Source organism: Paenibacillus sp. MZ03-122A (genome assembly GCF_024213325.1).
GTDB lineage: Bacteria > Bacillota > Bacilli > Paenibacillales > Paenibacillaceae > Paenibacillus > Paenibacillus polymyxa_B.
Genome location: NZ_JANAVI010000001.1, coordinates 196,803 through 212,430, shown reverse-complemented (window position 1 = coordinate 212,430; position 15,628 = coordinate 196,803). Strand labels below are relative to the sequence as shown.

At 45.7% G+C, this 15,628-nt stretch carries 15 protein-coding genes and 1 riboswitch; of the genes, 5 read left to right on the top strand and 10 right to left on the bottom strand.

Going from position 1 to position 15,628, the window contains the following annotated elements:
* Window positions 1–177: 177 nt before the first annotated feature.
* The 4 genes from NLX74_RS01045 (at window position 178) to NLX74_RS01030 (ending at window position 3,453) form a co-directional block, all read left to right on the top strand.
* A complete protein-coding gene (locus NLX74_RS01045) occupies window positions 178–573 on the top strand; it encodes a hypothetical protein (protein ID WP_061829149.1) in 396 nt (131 codons plus the stop codon).
* Between the two features lie 206 nt (window positions 574–779).
* Window positions 780–1,274, top strand: coding sequence for a cation:proton antiporter regulatory subunit (locus NLX74_RS01040; protein ID WP_254327712.1), 495 nt, complete (start codon window positions 780–782; stop codon window positions 1,272–1,274).
* A 4-nt stretch (window positions 1,275–1,278) separates the two neighbouring features.
* Window positions 1,279–2,505 (top strand): cation:proton antiporter, encoded by a 1,227-nt coding sequence (locus NLX74_RS01035; protein WP_254327711.1) that lies wholly within the window; start codon window positions 1,279–1,281, stop codon window positions 2,503–2,505.
* A gap of 84 nt (window positions 2,506–2,589) precedes the next feature.
* Window positions 2,590–3,453: a YitT family protein gene (locus NLX74_RS01030; RefSeq protein ID WP_254327710.1), complete on the top strand. Its 864-nt coding sequence runs from the start codon at window positions 2,590–2,592 to the stop codon at window positions 3,451–3,453.
* Between the two features lie 96 nt (window positions 3,454–3,549).
* On the opposite strand, the gene mqnC is transcribed toward NLX74_RS01030, so the two are convergent.
* From mqnC to metA, 4 genes are all read right to left on the bottom strand, one after another.
* On the bottom strand, window positions 3,550–4,683 hold the full coding sequence (mqnC, locus tag NLX74_RS01025) for a cyclic dehypoxanthinyl futalosine synthase (protein ID WP_061829148.1): 1,134 nt from the start codon (window positions 4,681–4,683) through the stop codon (window positions 3,550–3,552).
* A 431-nt stretch (window positions 4,684–5,114) separates the two neighbouring features.
* Window positions 5,115–6,293, bottom strand: coding sequence for an aminotransferase class I/II-fold pyridoxal phosphate-dependent enzyme (locus NLX74_RS01020; RefSeq protein WP_165176141.1), 1,179 nt, complete (start codon window positions 6,291–6,293; stop codon window positions 5,115–5,117).
* Entirely contained in the window at window positions 6,290–7,474 is a 1,185-nt protein-coding gene (locus NLX74_RS01015) for a PLP-dependent transferase (protein ID WP_254327709.1), read from the bottom strand. The genes NLX74_RS01020 and NLX74_RS01015 overlap by 4 nt, the downstream gene beginning before the upstream one ends.
* Window positions 7,475–7,599: 125 nt before the next feature.
* The gene (gene metA, locus NLX74_RS01010; protein WP_061829145.1) at window positions 7,600–8,517 is read right to left on the bottom strand and encodes a homoserine O-acetyltransferase MetA; all 918 of its coding nucleotides are present in this window, start codon (window positions 8,515–8,517) and stop codon (window positions 7,600–7,602) included.
* A gap of 118 nt (window positions 8,518–8,635) precedes the next feature.
* Window positions 8,636–8,761: riboswitch (SAM riboswitch) on the bottom strand.
* A 552-nt stretch (window positions 8,762–9,313) separates the two neighbouring features.
* Here metA and corA point away from each other — a divergent pair.
* Window positions 9,314–10,249, top strand: coding sequence for a magnesium/cobalt transporter CorA (gene corA / locus NLX74_RS01005; protein WP_023987788.1), 936 nt, complete (start codon window positions 9,314–9,316; stop codon window positions 10,247–10,249).
* Between the two features lie 160 nt (window positions 10,250–10,409).
* On the opposite strand, the gene NLX74_RS01000 is transcribed toward corA, so the two are convergent.
* The 6 genes from NLX74_RS01000 to NLX74_RS00975 all read right to left on the bottom strand — a co-directional run bounded on the left by NLX74_RS01000 (window position 10,410) and on the right by NLX74_RS00975 (window position 15,616).
* Window positions 10,410–11,417 carry an HRDC domain-containing protein gene (locus tag NLX74_RS01000; RefSeq protein ID WP_254327708.1) on the bottom strand — a complete coding sequence of 336 codons (1,008 nt, stop codon included), beginning with the start codon at window positions 11,415–11,417 and terminating at the stop codon, window positions 10,410–10,412.
* Between the two features lie 165 nt (window positions 11,418–11,582).
* Window positions 11,583–12,461: an ROK family protein gene (locus NLX74_RS00995; protein ID WP_254327707.1), complete on the bottom strand. Its 879-nt coding sequence runs from the start codon at window positions 12,459–12,461 to the stop codon at window positions 11,583–11,585.
* Between the two features lie 232 nt (window positions 12,462–12,693).
* Window positions 12,694–13,590, bottom strand: a complete 897-nt coding sequence (locus NLX74_RS00990) for a 5'-3' exonuclease (protein ID WP_254327706.1) — start codon at window positions 13,588–13,590, stop codon at window positions 12,694–12,696.
* A 72-nt stretch (window positions 13,591–13,662) separates the two neighbouring features.
* Window positions 13,663–14,028, bottom strand: coding sequence for an arsenate reductase family protein (locus NLX74_RS00985; RefSeq protein ID WP_069291482.1), 366 nt, complete (start codon window positions 14,026–14,028; stop codon window positions 13,663–13,665).
* A gap of 43 nt (window positions 14,029–14,071) precedes the next feature.
* On the bottom strand, window positions 14,072–15,031 hold the full coding sequence (locus NLX74_RS00980; RefSeq protein WP_254327984.1) for an RluA family pseudouridine synthase: 960 nt from the start codon (window positions 15,029–15,031) through the stop codon (window positions 14,072–14,074).
* Window positions 15,032–15,052: 21 nt separating this feature from the next.
* A complete protein-coding gene (locus tag NLX74_RS00975; protein WP_061829140.1) occupies window positions 15,053–15,616 on the bottom strand; it encodes a cob(I)yrinic acid a,c-diamide adenosyltransferase in 564 nt (187 codons plus the stop codon).
* Between the last annotated feature and the right edge of the window lie 12 nt (window positions 15,617–15,628).

Genomic DNA, 15,628 nt, shown 5'->3' with positions numbered 1-15,628 from the left:
AACGACTGGAAACAGAAAGACATATCCAAAAGAGGATGATCAAGCTTCAAAAAGCTGGTTGGCGTGTTATAAACAATTACTGTGATATAGGAAAATAACGAAAGACGTTTGAATATTTAGGGTGGGGTATGTTAAGGTTAAAGTAATATGAATTTTTCACAAGAGGGAGGAGATAAGATGTTAACGATGCTGAACATGCTGCGTACATTCATGATCGTCATATTGAGCCTCGTTCAGATTTTGTCCCTTCCTGTGACTTTTCATGCGGAAGACACCACTCAATCCCTTCAGTTTACTGCGGGATCTTCTGTTGTGCCTCATGCTGATGTTTCCTCGTTAGAAACAGATTCTCACGGTCTGGAGCACCATTCCAAACCAGCTATACGCAAATCCTCCCCTTTACTTCATCTGGCGATCGCTGCGGCCAAATCACTTCCCTTTGCCATTTTGATAGCGCTTGTGCTGCTATTGAGCATCCCTAAACTACGTCTACCTTTTATTCCTGTCATTTGCAAACTAAAGAAGCAATTGTACTTGTTCCCCATCAAATTCACCTCTAGTTATGTGGCTTAACCTCCCTTTGCATGCACATCACCACATTCGCATGTCTATTTGTTAATATTTTCCGATAATTGTAATACGTAAGTGTATGTATCAGGTTTTTTACGTTAATTCATAAAATTTAATACAAAAAGAAAGTTTCCATGTCACTCCCAGAGTATGTGATTTATTTCCCATACCATTCATTTAAATAACGTATCGTACAGGAGGCTTTATAAATGGATATTCGAGAGTCTATTTTGCCAGGAATCGGGATTAAGTATCGAATAGATGCAGAGAGTGGCGACCGAATTATCATTATTATTCATGATGATGGCAGACGCGAGTTGTATCACTTTGATTACGAGGATCTGGAACAAAGTATTTCTATGACAACCCTGAATGATCAGGAAGCGCGATTGGTAGCCTCCATCATCGGGGGTATGACATATAAGCCCAAACAGCTTGAAAGTGTAGAAATGACGTTTGATGATTTTATTATCGAATGGTATAGAGTGGAATCCCACTATGCAAGTGTCGGCAAATCCATCGGTGAGCTGGATGTAAGGCAAAATTCGGGAGCCACTGTTATTGCCATTGTGGAGAAAAAAGGAATGAAATATGTAAATCCTGGTCCTGAAGTGATTATTAACGATGATGCCACTGTAGTCGTTGTTGGGGAACGCGATCAGCAAAAACGCTTTAAACAAATCCTTATGAACGGAAGCGGGTGATTGGATGGATCATCTGGTATTTGAGGTTGGATTGGCAATTGCTCTCATCGCTGCAGCTGGACTTATTTCCTCCAAACTGCGCTTCTCGGTCATCCCTTTTTATATCCTGATCGGAATGGCAGTTGGGCCGCATGCGATGGAGCTATGGCATTTTGATTTTCGCTTTATCGAAAGCGCCCCATTTATTGATTTTCTGGGAAGAATCGGAGTGCTGTTTCTTCTCTTCTACTTGGGTCTCGAGTTCTCAGTAGGTCGGTTAATTAAATCAGGCCGTTCCATTGCCGTGGGCGGCACCATTTATATTGGCATCAATTTTACACTGGGGCTGGCTCTTGGCTTCCTGAGCGGCTTTCCTGTAGCAGAGACACTGGTTATCGCCGGAATTACAACAATATCATCCAGTGCTATTGCTGCGAAGGTGCTGGTAGATCTCAAGCGGACTGCCAATGCAGAAACAGAAATGATTTTGGGCATTATTATGTTCGAGGATGTTTTCCTCGCCGTATACATCTCCATCCTCTCCGGATTGGTTCTTAGTGATTCATCCTCGCTCGGGGGTGTGCTGCTATCAGTGCTAATCGCGCTTGGCTTTATGCTTGCAGTCATTATTATCGGTCGTAAGGCCGTCCCTCTGTTAAATCGGATTCTCCGTATTCGCTCCAATGAGGTATTCGGACTTGTTGTTTTTGGCTCTCTGTTTCTGGTGGCTGGTTTTTCGGAAACGATTCATGTGGCGGAAGCTATCGGCGCCCTGTTGGTCGGTCTGGTACTGGCCGAAACGGAACATGCCAAACGAATCGAGCATTTAATTGTTCCTTTCCGCGATTTCTTCGGTGCCCTGTTTTTCTTCAGCTTTGGACTATCCATCGATCCACTGTCCCTGGGAGGAAACGCGATATGGCTTGCGCTGGCAGCAATCGCCCTCACGTTGTTTGGTAACATTTGGGCAGGAATGCTGGCTGGGCGTACGGCCTCCTTATCTCCCAAAGCGTCAGCAAATATCGGTCTGACCATTGTGGCACGGGGTGAATTTTCGATTATCATGGCCAACTTGGGCAAGGAGGACGGTTTGCTTGATATTGTTCAACCCTTTGCAGCTATCTATGTACTCATACTGGCGATTCTTGGACCACTTCTGACAAAGCAGTCAAAACCTATCTTTAATATGTTAAACAAAATATTTAAGTTCAAGGACCCCCGCCTACGAAAGGAAGAAAGTAACTCGGCATAACTGCAAAAGCTGGATACGACAATCCATAGGAGGGAAGGCTATGCCGCACGCTGTAAAACATGCCGAAACTCTATGAGGCGGCTTGTGAAGCCCGCTTCAGGAGATGCGAGCAGGTTCCCTGTCTTTTATACGGTGATTGGTGGAATTACGGCATCCGTCGGTCTGGAATTGTTTTTACATCCGCATGATATGATCGCTGGAGGCGTCACGGGGATCTCCAGACTCATGTCGCTTTATACACAGGAGCATTTTGGGTTACTGCTATTCGTTTTGAACTTGCCACTCATGTTGCTGTATTCTCTGTCTACTCACAAACCCATGCTGCTTCGGGCACTACCCGGCTTGTTCGCCTTTTCGGGCTCAGCCATTATTCTTTCGCCTTTTCCGGCAGTGAGTGGCCATCCGGTCGTATGCGCTTTGGGCGGCGGCATCTGTATAGGGCTTGGCGCAGGGCTGGCAGCTCGTCATGGTGGTCTGCTCGATTCACTAGGACTTAACGAATCTGACGATGGCCGTCCATCCACATTGTTGCTAACACACCGCAAGATTCCATTAATACAGATTGTTATGCTGTGTAATGGTCTGTTGCTCATTACAGCTGGCTTTGTGCTAGGCTGGGAGCCAGCTCTCTATTCAGCCTTATCCTGCCTCGCCGCCTATGAAACGACCCGGCTGATGTTTACCGGTCTGACGCGTATGGTTTGTGTTGTCAGCAAGAAACAGCAAACCGTCGAGGATGCCATATATCGCAGGCTGCGTATACACAGCACACCTGTTGGAGGCTCTGCACAGATAGAGAGTAAGATTAAAAGCGAATCTGAGGATAAAAAAGAACAAATAGTCATCGTTTACAGCGTTCATCTGTTGGATTTGCAGCGCTTTAAGGTAGTCATCCAAATGGCTGACCCGCAGGCTGAGATCATGTATATGAAACGATGGAAAACATAGCAAAGTAACACATCAAAAAACGCTTATCTACACTAATCCTTGTACATAGATTAGTGATGGATAAGCGTTTTGTAATTAACAATATATTAACGGATATTAATTTTGCATGATAAAATCATGTTCAATACTGCTGGCACTGTCAAAAGTACGAATAATATCATAACGGGTATTGCGCTGTGCCGGAATGTGACCCGTCTCGCGGATCAACTGTAAAATGGATTCGATGTTAACCTTATATGTTGCGCCCGCAGCGGATACTACGTTTTCCTCAATCATGGTGCTGCCAAAATCATCGCAACCGTAGTATAACGATTTTTTACCGATTTCAGGTCCCATAGTTACCCATGAGGATTGAATATGCTTGATGTTATCCAATACAAGACGACTGATGGCAACGGTCTTCAGATATTCCTCTGGCGTCTGGCGTTCCTTCTTCAGATTGGTATTGTCTGGCTGGAAGGTCCAAGGAATAAAGGCCAAAAATCCTTCAGAATTATATTTGTTTTCAATGCATTCATCCTGAGCATCACGAACACGCAACAAATGCAGCGCACGCTCCTCCATCAACTCGCCGAAGCCGATGACCATCGTAGCAGTTGTGTTCATCCCAACCTTGTGAGCCGTTTGCATGACATCCATCCAATCACGCCAAGAGCCTTTGAGACGGCTAATTTTGCGGCGTGTGCGGTCATCCAAAATTTCTCCGCCTCCGCCCGGAAGCGAATCCAATCCAGCTTCATGAATGGCTCGAATCGTATCTTCCATGGATAGACCGGATTTTTCCTTCATTTTGTGAATTTCAGCTGGCGAGAAGGAGTGCATCGTAATATCGGGAAAACGCTCCTTAATAGCTTTCAGCAAATCCGTATAATAACTGAACGGCAGATTGGGATTTACACCGCCTTGCATTAGAATTTCGGTGCCACCTACCTCCTGCGTTTCCTTGATCTTCTGAAAGATCACCTCATCCGGCAAAACATAACCTTCATCGGAACCCGGTCTACGGTAAAAAGCGCAGAAGCGACAGTATACGTCACATACGTTCGTATAGTTAATATTTCGTCCAATGACGAAGGTTTTAATGGGATCGGGGTGCATGCGATTCATGACTTTATTCGCCGCGTGACCTATTTTTTCTACCTCGTCTGATTCGAACAAAGCAACGGTATCCTCTAAATTCAGGCGTTCACCGCGTAGGGCTTTATCTAAAATATGGTCGATTACACTCATGGTGTATCCTCCTTCGCTGTCACAGGGCGACGAAATGAACGACAGGACTTATGAACGAGAATGCTTTCACAAACCTGCGTTCGAACCCTGCCGTAATGTATGTTCATGACTGGCCTTGTATGTTGTCTGTGCTATTTAGCATAGTAAAACCTAATGATAATACTAACATATCTTTAGGTAAGGAACCATACTTATTCCCGCTTCTTTCTGCTTTTCACCTAGGAAAACAGGCAACTGCAAGCTTATCTCAACATTGCGTATAGCCAAGAAATAACAAAGCAGGACTGAAAGTGCCTTTTTTCACACTGTCCTTCATGTCATTCTTATACAAAACAGCAAGCCTCCAGAAATACTGGAAACTTGCTGTTTAGCACTGTACATATTTGCTCTCGGCGTGAAAACGACAAAGATGCTGCGGATGTGCTAACGCTCTATCGCAGCGCCTCATCCAGATCACTGATCAGGTCATCAATATCCTCCAAACCTACGGAGAAACGAAGTAGTCCGTCCGTAATCCCGCGCTCCAATCGTACACTATGGGGCATAGCCGCATGTGACATCATCGCCGGATACGACAAGATGCTTTCCACAGCTCCCAGACTCACCGCTACAATTGGAATACGTACGCGACTGAGGACTTCTTTTGCACGCTCACCAGAACCCACATCAAACGATATCACTGCACCATAACCGCTGGATTGACGCTCATGAACTTCACGCCCTGGATGATTTTCCAGACCAGGGTAGTATACTGCCTCAATGTCGTTGCGCTCGTTCAGCCAGTTAGCGAGCTTAGCTGCACTCTTTTCGCTGTGAGCCATACGAGCCTCCAGTGTCTTCATACCGCGCATGAGCAACCATGACTCCTGCGGAGCCAGTACGGTACCCAGTCCATTTTGGAGCTGCTTGATTTGTCTCCCGAGCGATTCGGTACGCGCTACCGCAAGTCCTGCCAGCACATCGCTGTGTCCGCCCAGAAACTTGGTCGCACTGTGCAATACAATATCGACTCCCTGCTCAATCGGACGTTGATAATAAGGTGTCATAAAAGTATTATCCAATAAAGTTAAAAGTCCGTTGTCCTGTGCCCAAGAGGTTATTCCTGCTACATCGGTAATTTTGAGTGTCGGATTGGACGGGGTTTCCATATATACAGCCCTTGTATTCTCCTGCAACGCCTCTTTCACAAGGTTGAGGTCCGTCATGTCGACGAAGGTCGTTTCGATATTCATCCGTTTCAAAATGGAGGTCAGCAGTCGATATGTTCCCCCATATACATCCTCGGAAACAATGACATGATCTCCAGCGGATAAAAGCATAAAGGTAGTAGAGATGGCCGCCATACCTGACGCAAAGGCAAAGCCGCACGCCCCGCCTTCTAATAAAGCGATATAATCCTCCAAAGCTTGTCGTGTCGGATTACCTGAACGGCTATAGTCATGCTGGGGAGGATTAAAAATATCATGATGGTGAAAGGTAGAAGCTTGATAGATCGGGACGCTCGAGGCCCCCGTAACGCTGTCAATTTCAGAACCAAAATGCAGCAGCTTGGTAGCGAACTTCCGCTCTTTGTTCAAATCCTGCCCGATCCTCCTCGCATCCTCTATCATTGCAGCTCTCCTCCTTCTACTTCTTGACGTGCCGCTTCCAACGCCGAACGCAAATCTTCAATGAGGTCGTCTGTATGCTCAATGCCTACGGAGAAACGCAATAGCCTGTCATCTACCCCGACAGCATCCCGAATTTCTGCTGGTATGTCCGCATGTGTCTGCACAGCGGGATAGGTCATTAACGATTCCACACCGCCGAGACTTTCCGCAAACGCAATGAGCTTAATGTGACGAAGCAAAGGTTCCACATAACGAGCATCCTTTACTTTAAAGGAGAAGATACCTGTATTTCCGCTGGATTGTTTATTTTGAATCTCACGACCTGGGTGGCCTTCGAGAGCTGGATAGAATACTTCTGCCACCGCCGGATGCGTCAGTAAATAGTTAGACAACACTGTTGCATTATGCTCATGTCGGTCCATACGCAGCGCTAACGTCTTCATCCCCTTCATCAACTGATAGCAGTCACTCGGGGAAAGCACGGCTCCTATGGAATTGTGCAGAAAGGAAATTTCAGCTGATAGCTCTTTGCCTTTGGTTACGATTAACCCTGCCAGCACATCGTTGTGTCCGCCCAAATACTTGGTTGCGCTATGTACCACAATATCCGCGCCCAGTTCCAATGGCCGCTGGAAGTATGGTGTTAGCAGCGTATTATCTACAATGGTAAGCAACTGATGTTGTGATGCCCATTCAGCCACCGCTTGAATATCAGTAATCATCATTAACGGATTTGTAGGTGTTTCTATGAATACAGCTTTGGTGTTCGGTCGACATGACTGTTCGAGTGCTTCAAGATCGTTCGTATCCACATAACTGGCTGTTATACCAAATTTAGATAATATGCGCTCCAGCAAACGATATGTCCCGCCATACAGATCCAGCGATACTATGAGATGATCTCCCTGTCCAAACAATGCAAATACCGTTTGAAGCGCCGCCATACCTGAGCTGCATGCAAAGCCTGCATCACCAGATTCAAGTGCAGCAGAAGCCTCTTCCAGTACCTTTCGCGTGGGATTGATCGTCCGAATGTAATCAAATCCTGTGCTTTGACCCAGACGGGGATGGCGGAACGCCGTAGATTGGTAAATCGGGTAATTAACAGCCCCGGTTACTGGCTCCTCTACTGAACCGATTTGTGCCAATCTGCTTTCGATTTTCCACTGTTTTTCACTCATATGAATCCTCCTGTTAACTTCCATAGTGGGTGCTATAACCAATCCTGCAAAAATGGATGTCAAAGACTATACTGCTGCGCTACTGCAAGGTGGTACTGTACAAGGGTAAACTACAAGCCCCTTTTTTAAATCTGGGGCCCGATATCGTAAGGTGTCTCTTGGTATACATAATAGTTCAGCCAATTCGAGAATAATAAATTGGCGTGCGCCCGCCAGATTGAGGGCGGTGTGCGCTCAGGATCATCATTAGGAAAATAATTTTTGGGAACTTCAATATCCATTCCTTTGGCCACATCGCGGTCGTATTCCCATTTCAATGAAAGCGGGTCATATTCAGAATGCCCAGTTACAAAAATTTGTTTACCGTCAAGCGTGGCTACGAGGTACACTCCGGCTTCCTCGGATTCGGATAAAACTTCTAATTCGGCGATATGATCAATATCTTCCCGCCGAACCTCCGTATGTCTGGAGTGAGGGGCATAAAACAGTTCATCAAAGCCGCGTAGCAATTTTACTTTAGGTTTAATCACGGTGTGTGGAAATACGCCAAAGCATTTGTAGTCAAGCCCGTATTTCGGGACATTGAAATGATGGTATAAACCTGCCTGTGAGGCCCAACAGATATGCATGGTCGAAGTTACATTCGTTTTCGTCCACTCAAAGATTTGCCGGATCTCCTCCCAGTAGTTCACATCCTCAAACTCAAGCTGTTCAACCGGAGCTCCTGTAATGACCATGCCGTCAAAACGACTGTTCTTGATCTCGTCAAACGTTTTATAGAACATGTTCAAATATTCTTGCGATGTATTTTTGGATACATGAGACTTCATGTGTACCAGCGTGACGTCCACTTGCAGCGGCGTATTGCCGACCAGGCGCAATAGTTGGGTTTCCGTCGTTTCCTTTGTAGGCATCAAATTCAAAATGGCGATGCGCAACGGACGAATGTCCTGATGATAAGCTAGGCTTTCATCCATTACGAAAATATTTTCGCCCTCCAGCACTTCCTTGGCAGGTAGCGTGTCTGGGATTTTAATCGGCATGTAAACTCACTCCTTGTTCGGTAAGTTTTGCGAAAATCGTCCTGCTGAGATGCCGGGCATATAATAAAAAGACCTTTCTCTGGTTAGAGAAAGGTCATATTTGTATCCATATGCGCCTCTCTCATCTGTCAGGGCAACGCTCTTTGTACAAAGCGCGCGTCCTGCAAGAATTAGCACCGTGCGATTAAAATCGCCGGTTGCCGGGTATCATCGGGCTAGTCCCTCCACCTGCTCTTGATAAGATTTCGCTATATTCATTTTGGGTTCACAAAGTTCTTGTTGTTCACTTTAATGCATCGGCTGGGCTTCGTCAAGATGGGACTTTTAAATTTGTGCCCTGCAATCACATTTTGTCTACCTTTTCCATAGGTTAAATCATATCCCTCCTTTCGCTGAAGCTCTTGCCACTACTGTCGATTTAGCCCATGATTTTGCGCTTGAAAGGCCGTAGGCCGAGCGTTATACTATACAAGTGCTATTAGGCAAAAATATGGAGCAGTAGTGCAGACTTTGAGTGTTTCCTGCGATACTGTGGCAATCTAAAAAAGAACATTTGAGAGGTGAATCCGGAATGGAAGGCGACCCGAGTCCGAATAGGCGGCGATCCCTGAACAACAGCATAGGAATGACTTCAGCTTGCCGAAAGACGGGACGCCAGGCTCTGCATGCTCCAAAAGCCTCCGGCTTTTGATGAGAATGCACGCTTACCCGCACCGGCTAACTGGCTAACTGAGTTCATTCCTTATGCTTAAGGTAAACGTATTTCCGTTACGACGGAGCATAAGGAGTGACATATATGAAAATCCGTTTGGTCAACAACGGGGTTTTTACCCCTGTCGAAGAAATTGAAATGGCGCTTACTGCACCGGCAGAAGGTTTTTATTGGATTGATGCTGATGTCGATGATTTGGCAGTGCTCCAACCTTTATTTTCCATGCATGATCTTGCAGTAGAAGACTGTTTGAGTGAAGAAGAACAGCGTCCGAAGATCGAAATTTATGAAAGCCATTATTTTATCGTTGTAAATAGCATTCGTTTTGATGATGAAGAAATATTTTTGCGAGCTTTGAACATTTTTCTCGGCCGCCATTTTATCATTACGGTGACCAAGCAGAAAATCAATGAGCTTCGTACCCTCAAGCCTATGCTGTGGGAGCAAGAAGTCAGCCAGCCTGACCGTTTTATGTATCTGTTGGTCGACTTGATTGTTGACAACTATTTTCTGGTTGGTGACCGGATTGAGGTCCGCATTGAAAAGCTGGAAGAAGATATTCTAATGCATACGAAAAAGTCGCATTTGAACGAAATCATCGGCTTACGAAGTGAGATTCTGTGGCTGAAAAAGGTGCTGGGTCCGCAAAAGGAAGTCATCAATACCCTGAACAAACGGGATTTGCGACTCATCGACGATCAATTACAAAAATATTTCAGCGACATTTATGAAAATGCTGTGAAAATTTCGGAGACTTTTGAAACTTACCGCGATTTGATGGGTAACCTTCGAGAAGCTTATCAATCCAGTATCGCCAATCGTGCCAATGAAATTATGCGTGTGTTTACGGCAATAACGACCGTATTTATGCCATTGACGGTCATTACCGGAATATATGGGATGAACTTCGATAATATGCCTGAGCTTCATACACGTTATGGCTATTTTGTCGTCATTGGTATTATGGTGGCACTAGGTGTCAGTATGTTCTGTATTTTCCGTAAGAAAGACTGGGTTTAAAAAGAAAAGGGGAAAAGTACGGAGTTGGATACCTATTTCGATTTTCAAGCTTGATCATAAAAAGCAGCAGCCGTGTCCTATGAGGAACTGGCTGCTGCTTTTTAGTATGTTGGACCCTGAATGTACTTTAATACTTTAGCTTTATCCAATCAGTTCTATATTATCCAACATGTCGGTCGGGTACCTGCTGATGGCGAAACCGTATACGGATCAGACGCAGACGCTCATAAATTTGATCCAATCCTGTTTCTGTCGCCTTTTCTTCCCCATACACTTTCAGCATGACAGGCTTGAGCAACGTATCCCCCAACTCTTCATAAGCAGACCAGATGACTGCCTGCTCCTCCTCAGATACATTCACCAATTCCTTGCGGATCAGCTTCTCCATATCAATGCCATCCCTGTCCAAATGCTCCACAGCTTCAATCATTTCTCTACGATGCAAACCTGTCTTCATCCCGATATGCTCCAGTGAAAGACCGTCCGAAATACCTTCGATAATCGTTCTAGTTAGGCTGAACTTATTCAGCTCCTGCCTGTATTGGTTCTCTTTTTGCTTGTATAGCCATGACAAGAAAACTTCTTCTTCCAGCGTCTCTGTTACCCAGTTCAACGGAAATGGCGTGGTCCGGTCATTTTGTGTCGTAATAGCCAATAGCTCCGTCCCATATTGCGACACCTTACCCTGACCCATACCAGGCAGCTCCAACAATTCTTCTTCGGTATGGGGAAGATAGACGCTAATGAGCCGAAGCAGCCGATTCGTAGCAATAAAATAAGGCGCTTTTCGTTCCGTTGCTGCTTTTTGCCGTCTCCACATTGTCAACTGCTCATACACTTCATCACGTGGAAACAAATCACTGTAGCAATACAGCTTTTGCAGCGTTTGTCCTCGTCCTGATGATCCTTCTTGCTCATGAAATACGCCATGGATTAAGGGCCTGTAGCCCTCAGCCATTTTGAGCGCCAGCTCATGACGGTATACATGCAGTAATTCCTGCCACAAGCTGCCCTCATACCAAAGGTCGTCTATACTTTCATCCGGGACATGGTGTGTGCTCCAGCCTGCACTCCATCCCCCTTCATGTTGCCCAATCCATACCTGAGCAAAGTCCTCATAGCCCTGTTCATTCCGTTTGGACAAGCGATTTAAAAATACAATCTCCATGATTTCTTCCTCCCTCATATCGTTGAAAGACAGTCCCGCACAACACAAAAACGCAAAAAAAGCACCTATCCTGCGTATTCGCAAGAAAGGTGCTTCCCTTTTTGAGCCGTACTATGCTGTTGCCTATATAATAACCGTACCTCGGAGTGCCGTCAACCATAAATTCTAATGATTCAGCTTTTCCTTTGCCAATGCCAGAGCACCGCACAATCCAGCATTGTCACCCAATCCCGGAGATACGATATATTGCTCAATATCTGTTGTCAGACTCGAATGCTGTACGTATCCGTTCAAAAGTTCTTGAAGCTTGGTACGAATGAGCGGGAACAGTTGGTCCTGCTTCATCACTCCCCCGCCCATAATAATTTTTTGCGGTGACAGGATTAATACATAGCTCATTAAAGCCTGTGCCAGATAGTACGCTTCCATTTCCCAGGCTGCGTGATCGACAGAAAGCTCATGTCCTTTAACCTTCCATCTTTTTTCGAGCGCAGGACCTGCTGCCAGTCCCTCCAAACAATCTCCGTGATAAGGACATGTCCCCTTGTAAGTATCTTCTGAATGACGACGTACCAGAATATGCCCCATTTCTGGGTGGGATAATCCATGTATCAGCTTTCCACCAACCAAAGCACCTGCCCCGATGCCTGTACCTATCGTAATATACAGACAGTTGTCCAATCCCTTGGCGGCACCCCAAATAGACTCACCAAGTGCTGCTCCATTCACATCCGTGTCAAACCCCATAGGCACGTCAAAATGCTGTTTCAGTTTGCCAATTAAATTGTAATTTCCCCAATGTGGCTTTGGCGTTGTTGTAATATAGCCATATGTATCACTGCCTTCGATAGGATCAATCGGCCCGAACGAGCCTACACCCAATGCTTCAATGCCCTTGCCTTCAAAAAATGCGATGACATTCTCCATTGTTTCTGCTGGGGTGGTCGTTGGAAAGCTTGCTCGTTCCAGTACCTCCCCATGTTCGTTGCCAATTCCACATACAAATTTGGTACCGCCTGCCTCAATTGCTCCCAATACTGTCATAGTTGCTGTTGTCCCCTTTCAATAATCCGGTTCTCTCTCCACTATATTCACCTGAAATGTGCCCGAGGTCAATCCCCTTATGGCAATTGTATATAATCCTTCACATGACTATACAACTCCCTTGACATAACGGTATAAAAATAAGGACACTAACGCACCCAGCGTCAGCATCCCTATAAACTTACTTCACTTAAATTGTCCGTAATTGTCCGTATCAAGCCTAACAGCTTCATTATGATCCGGTTGCGACACCCATCAATGTACACAAGCTTTTCATTTCAAGCTGCTCAAACTTGTCTACAATTTGCACGTGATCCAGCGTTAGCAGACAACTATCCAAAGCACATGCTACAGGTACACCGCAGTGAATTTCAGCAAGCTTGCGTGAAAGATGCAGCATATCCAAATCACTCTCGATTTTTTTACGGACCGAGGGTGTTAATTGATCCAAATTCTCCAGAATGCCTTCAATAGAGTCGTATTCCTGCACCAGCTTGAGTGCCGTTTTCTCACCAATACCTCGTACTCCTGGATAATTATCGCTTGCATCCCCCATCAGGCCTTTAAGGTCCACCACTTGGCGTGGCTTAAGCCCTTTTTCAGTCAGCAGGGTCTCCGGGGTGTATATCATATAATTGCCGTGCCCTTTTTTCATAATAATGACCCGTGTCCAATCATCCACTAATTGAAGTAAATCATGATCTCCCGAGAGAATCATTACATCCATGTCCTCATTTTGCGAATAATGGCGTGCAAGCGTACCGATACAATCATCGGCTTCAAAACCTTCCGCTCCAATGTTGGGAATGCCGAGGCTGTCCGTTACTTCCCGAATCAATGTAAATTGGGGAATCAAATCATCTGGTGCGTCGGCTCGGTTTCCCTTATACGCAGCAAAATGTTCCCCACGAAATGTCGTTCCGCCCATATCCCAGCAGCAAATGACGTGTGTAGGATTAAATGTTTGGACTGCATCCCAAAAATATCGAATAAAACCATATATGGCGTTCGTTGGCACTCCAGCTTTTGTACGACGGATATAACCGTTTGCGGCGGTTGCATAATAAGCGCGAAATAGCAGGGCCATGCCGTCAACCAGCATTACGGATTGTTCATTGCGTTGTGTCACAGATTGTATTGCTCCCATTCATCATAATATTTAACCCCCACAGTATAACATATCGTGGGGGTAAATTGGGCGTTATTGAGCTCCCCATGTGCCCTCAAATGTTTCCTCTTTGAATCCTACCGTTACTTTGTTACCATCGGTTACAATCGGGCGTTTGATTAATCTTCCATTCGAGGATAAAAGCGAAATTTGCTCTTCACGGCTCATGTCTCCAAGCTTATCTTTCAGCTTTAACTCTTTGTACACCTCACCGCTTGTATTGAAAAACTTTTTCAGCTCCAGCCCGCTTTTGCGAATCAAGTCTTCCAATTCCTCCGGGCCGGGCGGTTGTTCAAAAATAGGAATAAGTTCCGTCTCATGTCCCTTGTTTTGCAGCCATTTCACTGCATTACGACAGGTACTGCATTTAGAATACTGATATACTTTCAGTTGGCTCATCGCTAGATTAACCTCCATTTGGTTTTCATCGCTTATTTATATTTTATTCTGAAAGATATTGCGCTCTTAATAGCTCCTGCATTTCAGCCATATCGTCAGGTAGAGGAGCATAGAACGTCAGCCGCTCCCCGGTAACAGGATGCTCCAAGGATAGCTCTGAGGCATGCAGAGCCTGTCGAGGCATCCTGGCATCAAGCTGATCATATCGCTCACGTTGCGCAGCGTCATCGGGTGTAATCCGATACATTTTATCTCCGATCAACGGACAACCGATATAAGTCATATGCACTCGAATTTGGTGCGTACGCCCGGATTCCAACTTTAGCCCAATGCGGCTTCCCCCGTTCCACACTTCCTCCAGCTTATACAGCGTAAGGGCAGGATAACCATCCGGGGTCACCATACGTAAATGCGGATCATGCGGGTTGCGGTCAATCGGTCCGTCTACCTTTCCTTCCTGCAGCTCAGGCCGTCCATGCACCAGAGCTGTATAGCGCTTATCCACCGTTCCCGCAATCATTTGCTCAGAAATATGCTGATGTACATACGGATTTTTGGCTACTACCAGCACACCCGTCGTCTCCTGATCAAGACGATGAACAGGACGAAACCGGAACAGTTCTCCCTTGGCCTGCCAATAATGCACAACCCCATTAGCCAGCGTTCCTGTGTAATGACCGTGAGTCGGATGGACAATCATGCCCGCCGCTTTGTTCACCACTAACAGATGTTCATCCTCAAACAATATCTCAAAAGGAATGGGTTCAGGTAAAATATCATCAGAACGCTCGCGCTCCATACGAATTTCTACTCGATCCCCGGACTTCACCTTTACGCTGATGTACACACGTGTCCCGTTCAGCATAATGCCTTGCTCGGTCAGCTTGAGTTTGGATATTAACTTTCGAGAAATGTTCATACGTTTTTGTAAAATAGTCTTCAACAGCATGCCCTCCTCCTCAGGAGGGATCGTATATACGATAGGTTCATAATACAAGCTCATCACAAATTCCCGGTTGCCTCCTTATTTGCGGAACACTTTTTTGCTGCGCACATATTCGACATCGGGCACACCCTGACGGACATTCGCTGTACGAGCAACGGCAAAGAAATAATCAGAAAGGCGGTTCAAATACCGACGTACCGCCGGATTAATGTCCGTATGTTTACCTAGTGTAACAGCACGGCGTTCCGCGCGTCGGCAAACTGTACGGCAAACATGAAGCGTTGAGGATAATGTGCTACCACCCGGTATAATAAAACGCTCCACCTTCGGATTTTCCTCCTGACATGCATCAATCCAGCCTTCCAGACGCTCTGCCAGCTCGTCTTTCACCTTATATTTGCTTTCACTAATTTTAACAAACGCCAAATCCGAACCACAATCAAACAGCTCCTGCTGTATTTCTTCCAATTGAGTCCGAATATCCGTAAACTCTTCCCCTTCGGCAAAGCTGATCGCTTGTCCTACAAAGCTGTTCAGCTCGTCAATTGTACCGTATGCCTCCACACGATCATCATCTTTGGACACTCGACCGCCGATCACAGAAGTTTGTCCTTCATCACCTGTTCTAGTATATATGCCCATTTCATTCCATCT

What these genes read in the sequence shown, in the direction of transcription:
- NLX74_RS01045 (WP_061829149.1), top strand. Translation starts at nt 178, where the DNA reads ATGTTAACGATGCTGAACATGCTGCGTACATTCATGATCGTCATATTG.
- NLX74_RS01040 (WP_254327712.1), top strand. Translation starts at nt 780, where the DNA reads ATGGATATTCGAGAGTCTATTTTGCCAGGAATCGGGATTAAGTATCGA.
- NLX74_RS01035 (WP_254327711.1), top strand. Translation starts at nt 1,279, where the DNA reads ATGGATCATCTGGTATTTGAGGTTGGATTGGCAATTGCTCTCATCGCT.
- mqnC (WP_061829148.1), bottom strand. Translation starts at nt 4,683, where the DNA reads ATGAGTGTAATCGACCATATTTTAGATAAAGCCCTACGCGGTGAACGC.
- NLX74_RS01020 (WP_165176141.1), bottom strand. Translation starts at nt 6,293, where the DNA reads ATGATAGAGGATGCGAGGAGGATCGGGCAGGATTTGAACAAAGAGCGG.
- NLX74_RS01015 (WP_254327709.1), bottom strand. Translation starts at nt 7,474, where the DNA reads ATGAGTGAAAAACAGTGGAAAATCGAAAGCAGATTGGCACAAATCGGT.
- metA (WP_061829145.1), bottom strand. Translation starts at nt 8,517, where the DNA reads ATGCCGATTAAAATCCCAGACACGCTACCTGCCAAGGAAGTGCTGGAG.
- corA (WP_023987788.1), top strand. Translation starts at nt 9,314, where the DNA reads ATGAAAATCCGTTTGGTCAACAACGGGGTTTTTACCCCTGTCGAAGAA.
- NLX74_RS01000 (WP_254327708.1), bottom strand. Translation starts at nt 11,417, where the DNA reads ATGGAGATTGTATTTTTAAATCGCTTGTCCAAACGGAATGAACAGGGC.
- NLX74_RS00995 (WP_254327707.1), bottom strand. Translation starts at nt 12,461, where the DNA reads ATGACAGTATTGGGAGCAATTGAGGCAGGCGGTACCAAATTTGTATGT.
- NLX74_RS00985 (WP_069291482.1), bottom strand. Translation starts at nt 14,028, where the DNA reads ATGAGCCAACTGAAAGTATATCAGTATTCTAAATGCAGTACCTGTCGT.
- NLX74_RS00980 (WP_254327984.1), bottom strand. Translation starts at nt 15,031, where the DNA reads ATGAGCTTGTATTATGAACCTATCGTATATACGATCCCTCCTGAGGAG.
- NLX74_RS00975 (WP_061829140.1), bottom strand. Translation starts at nt 15,616, where the DNA reads ATGGGCATATATACTAGAACAGGTGATGAAGGACAAACTTCTGTGATC.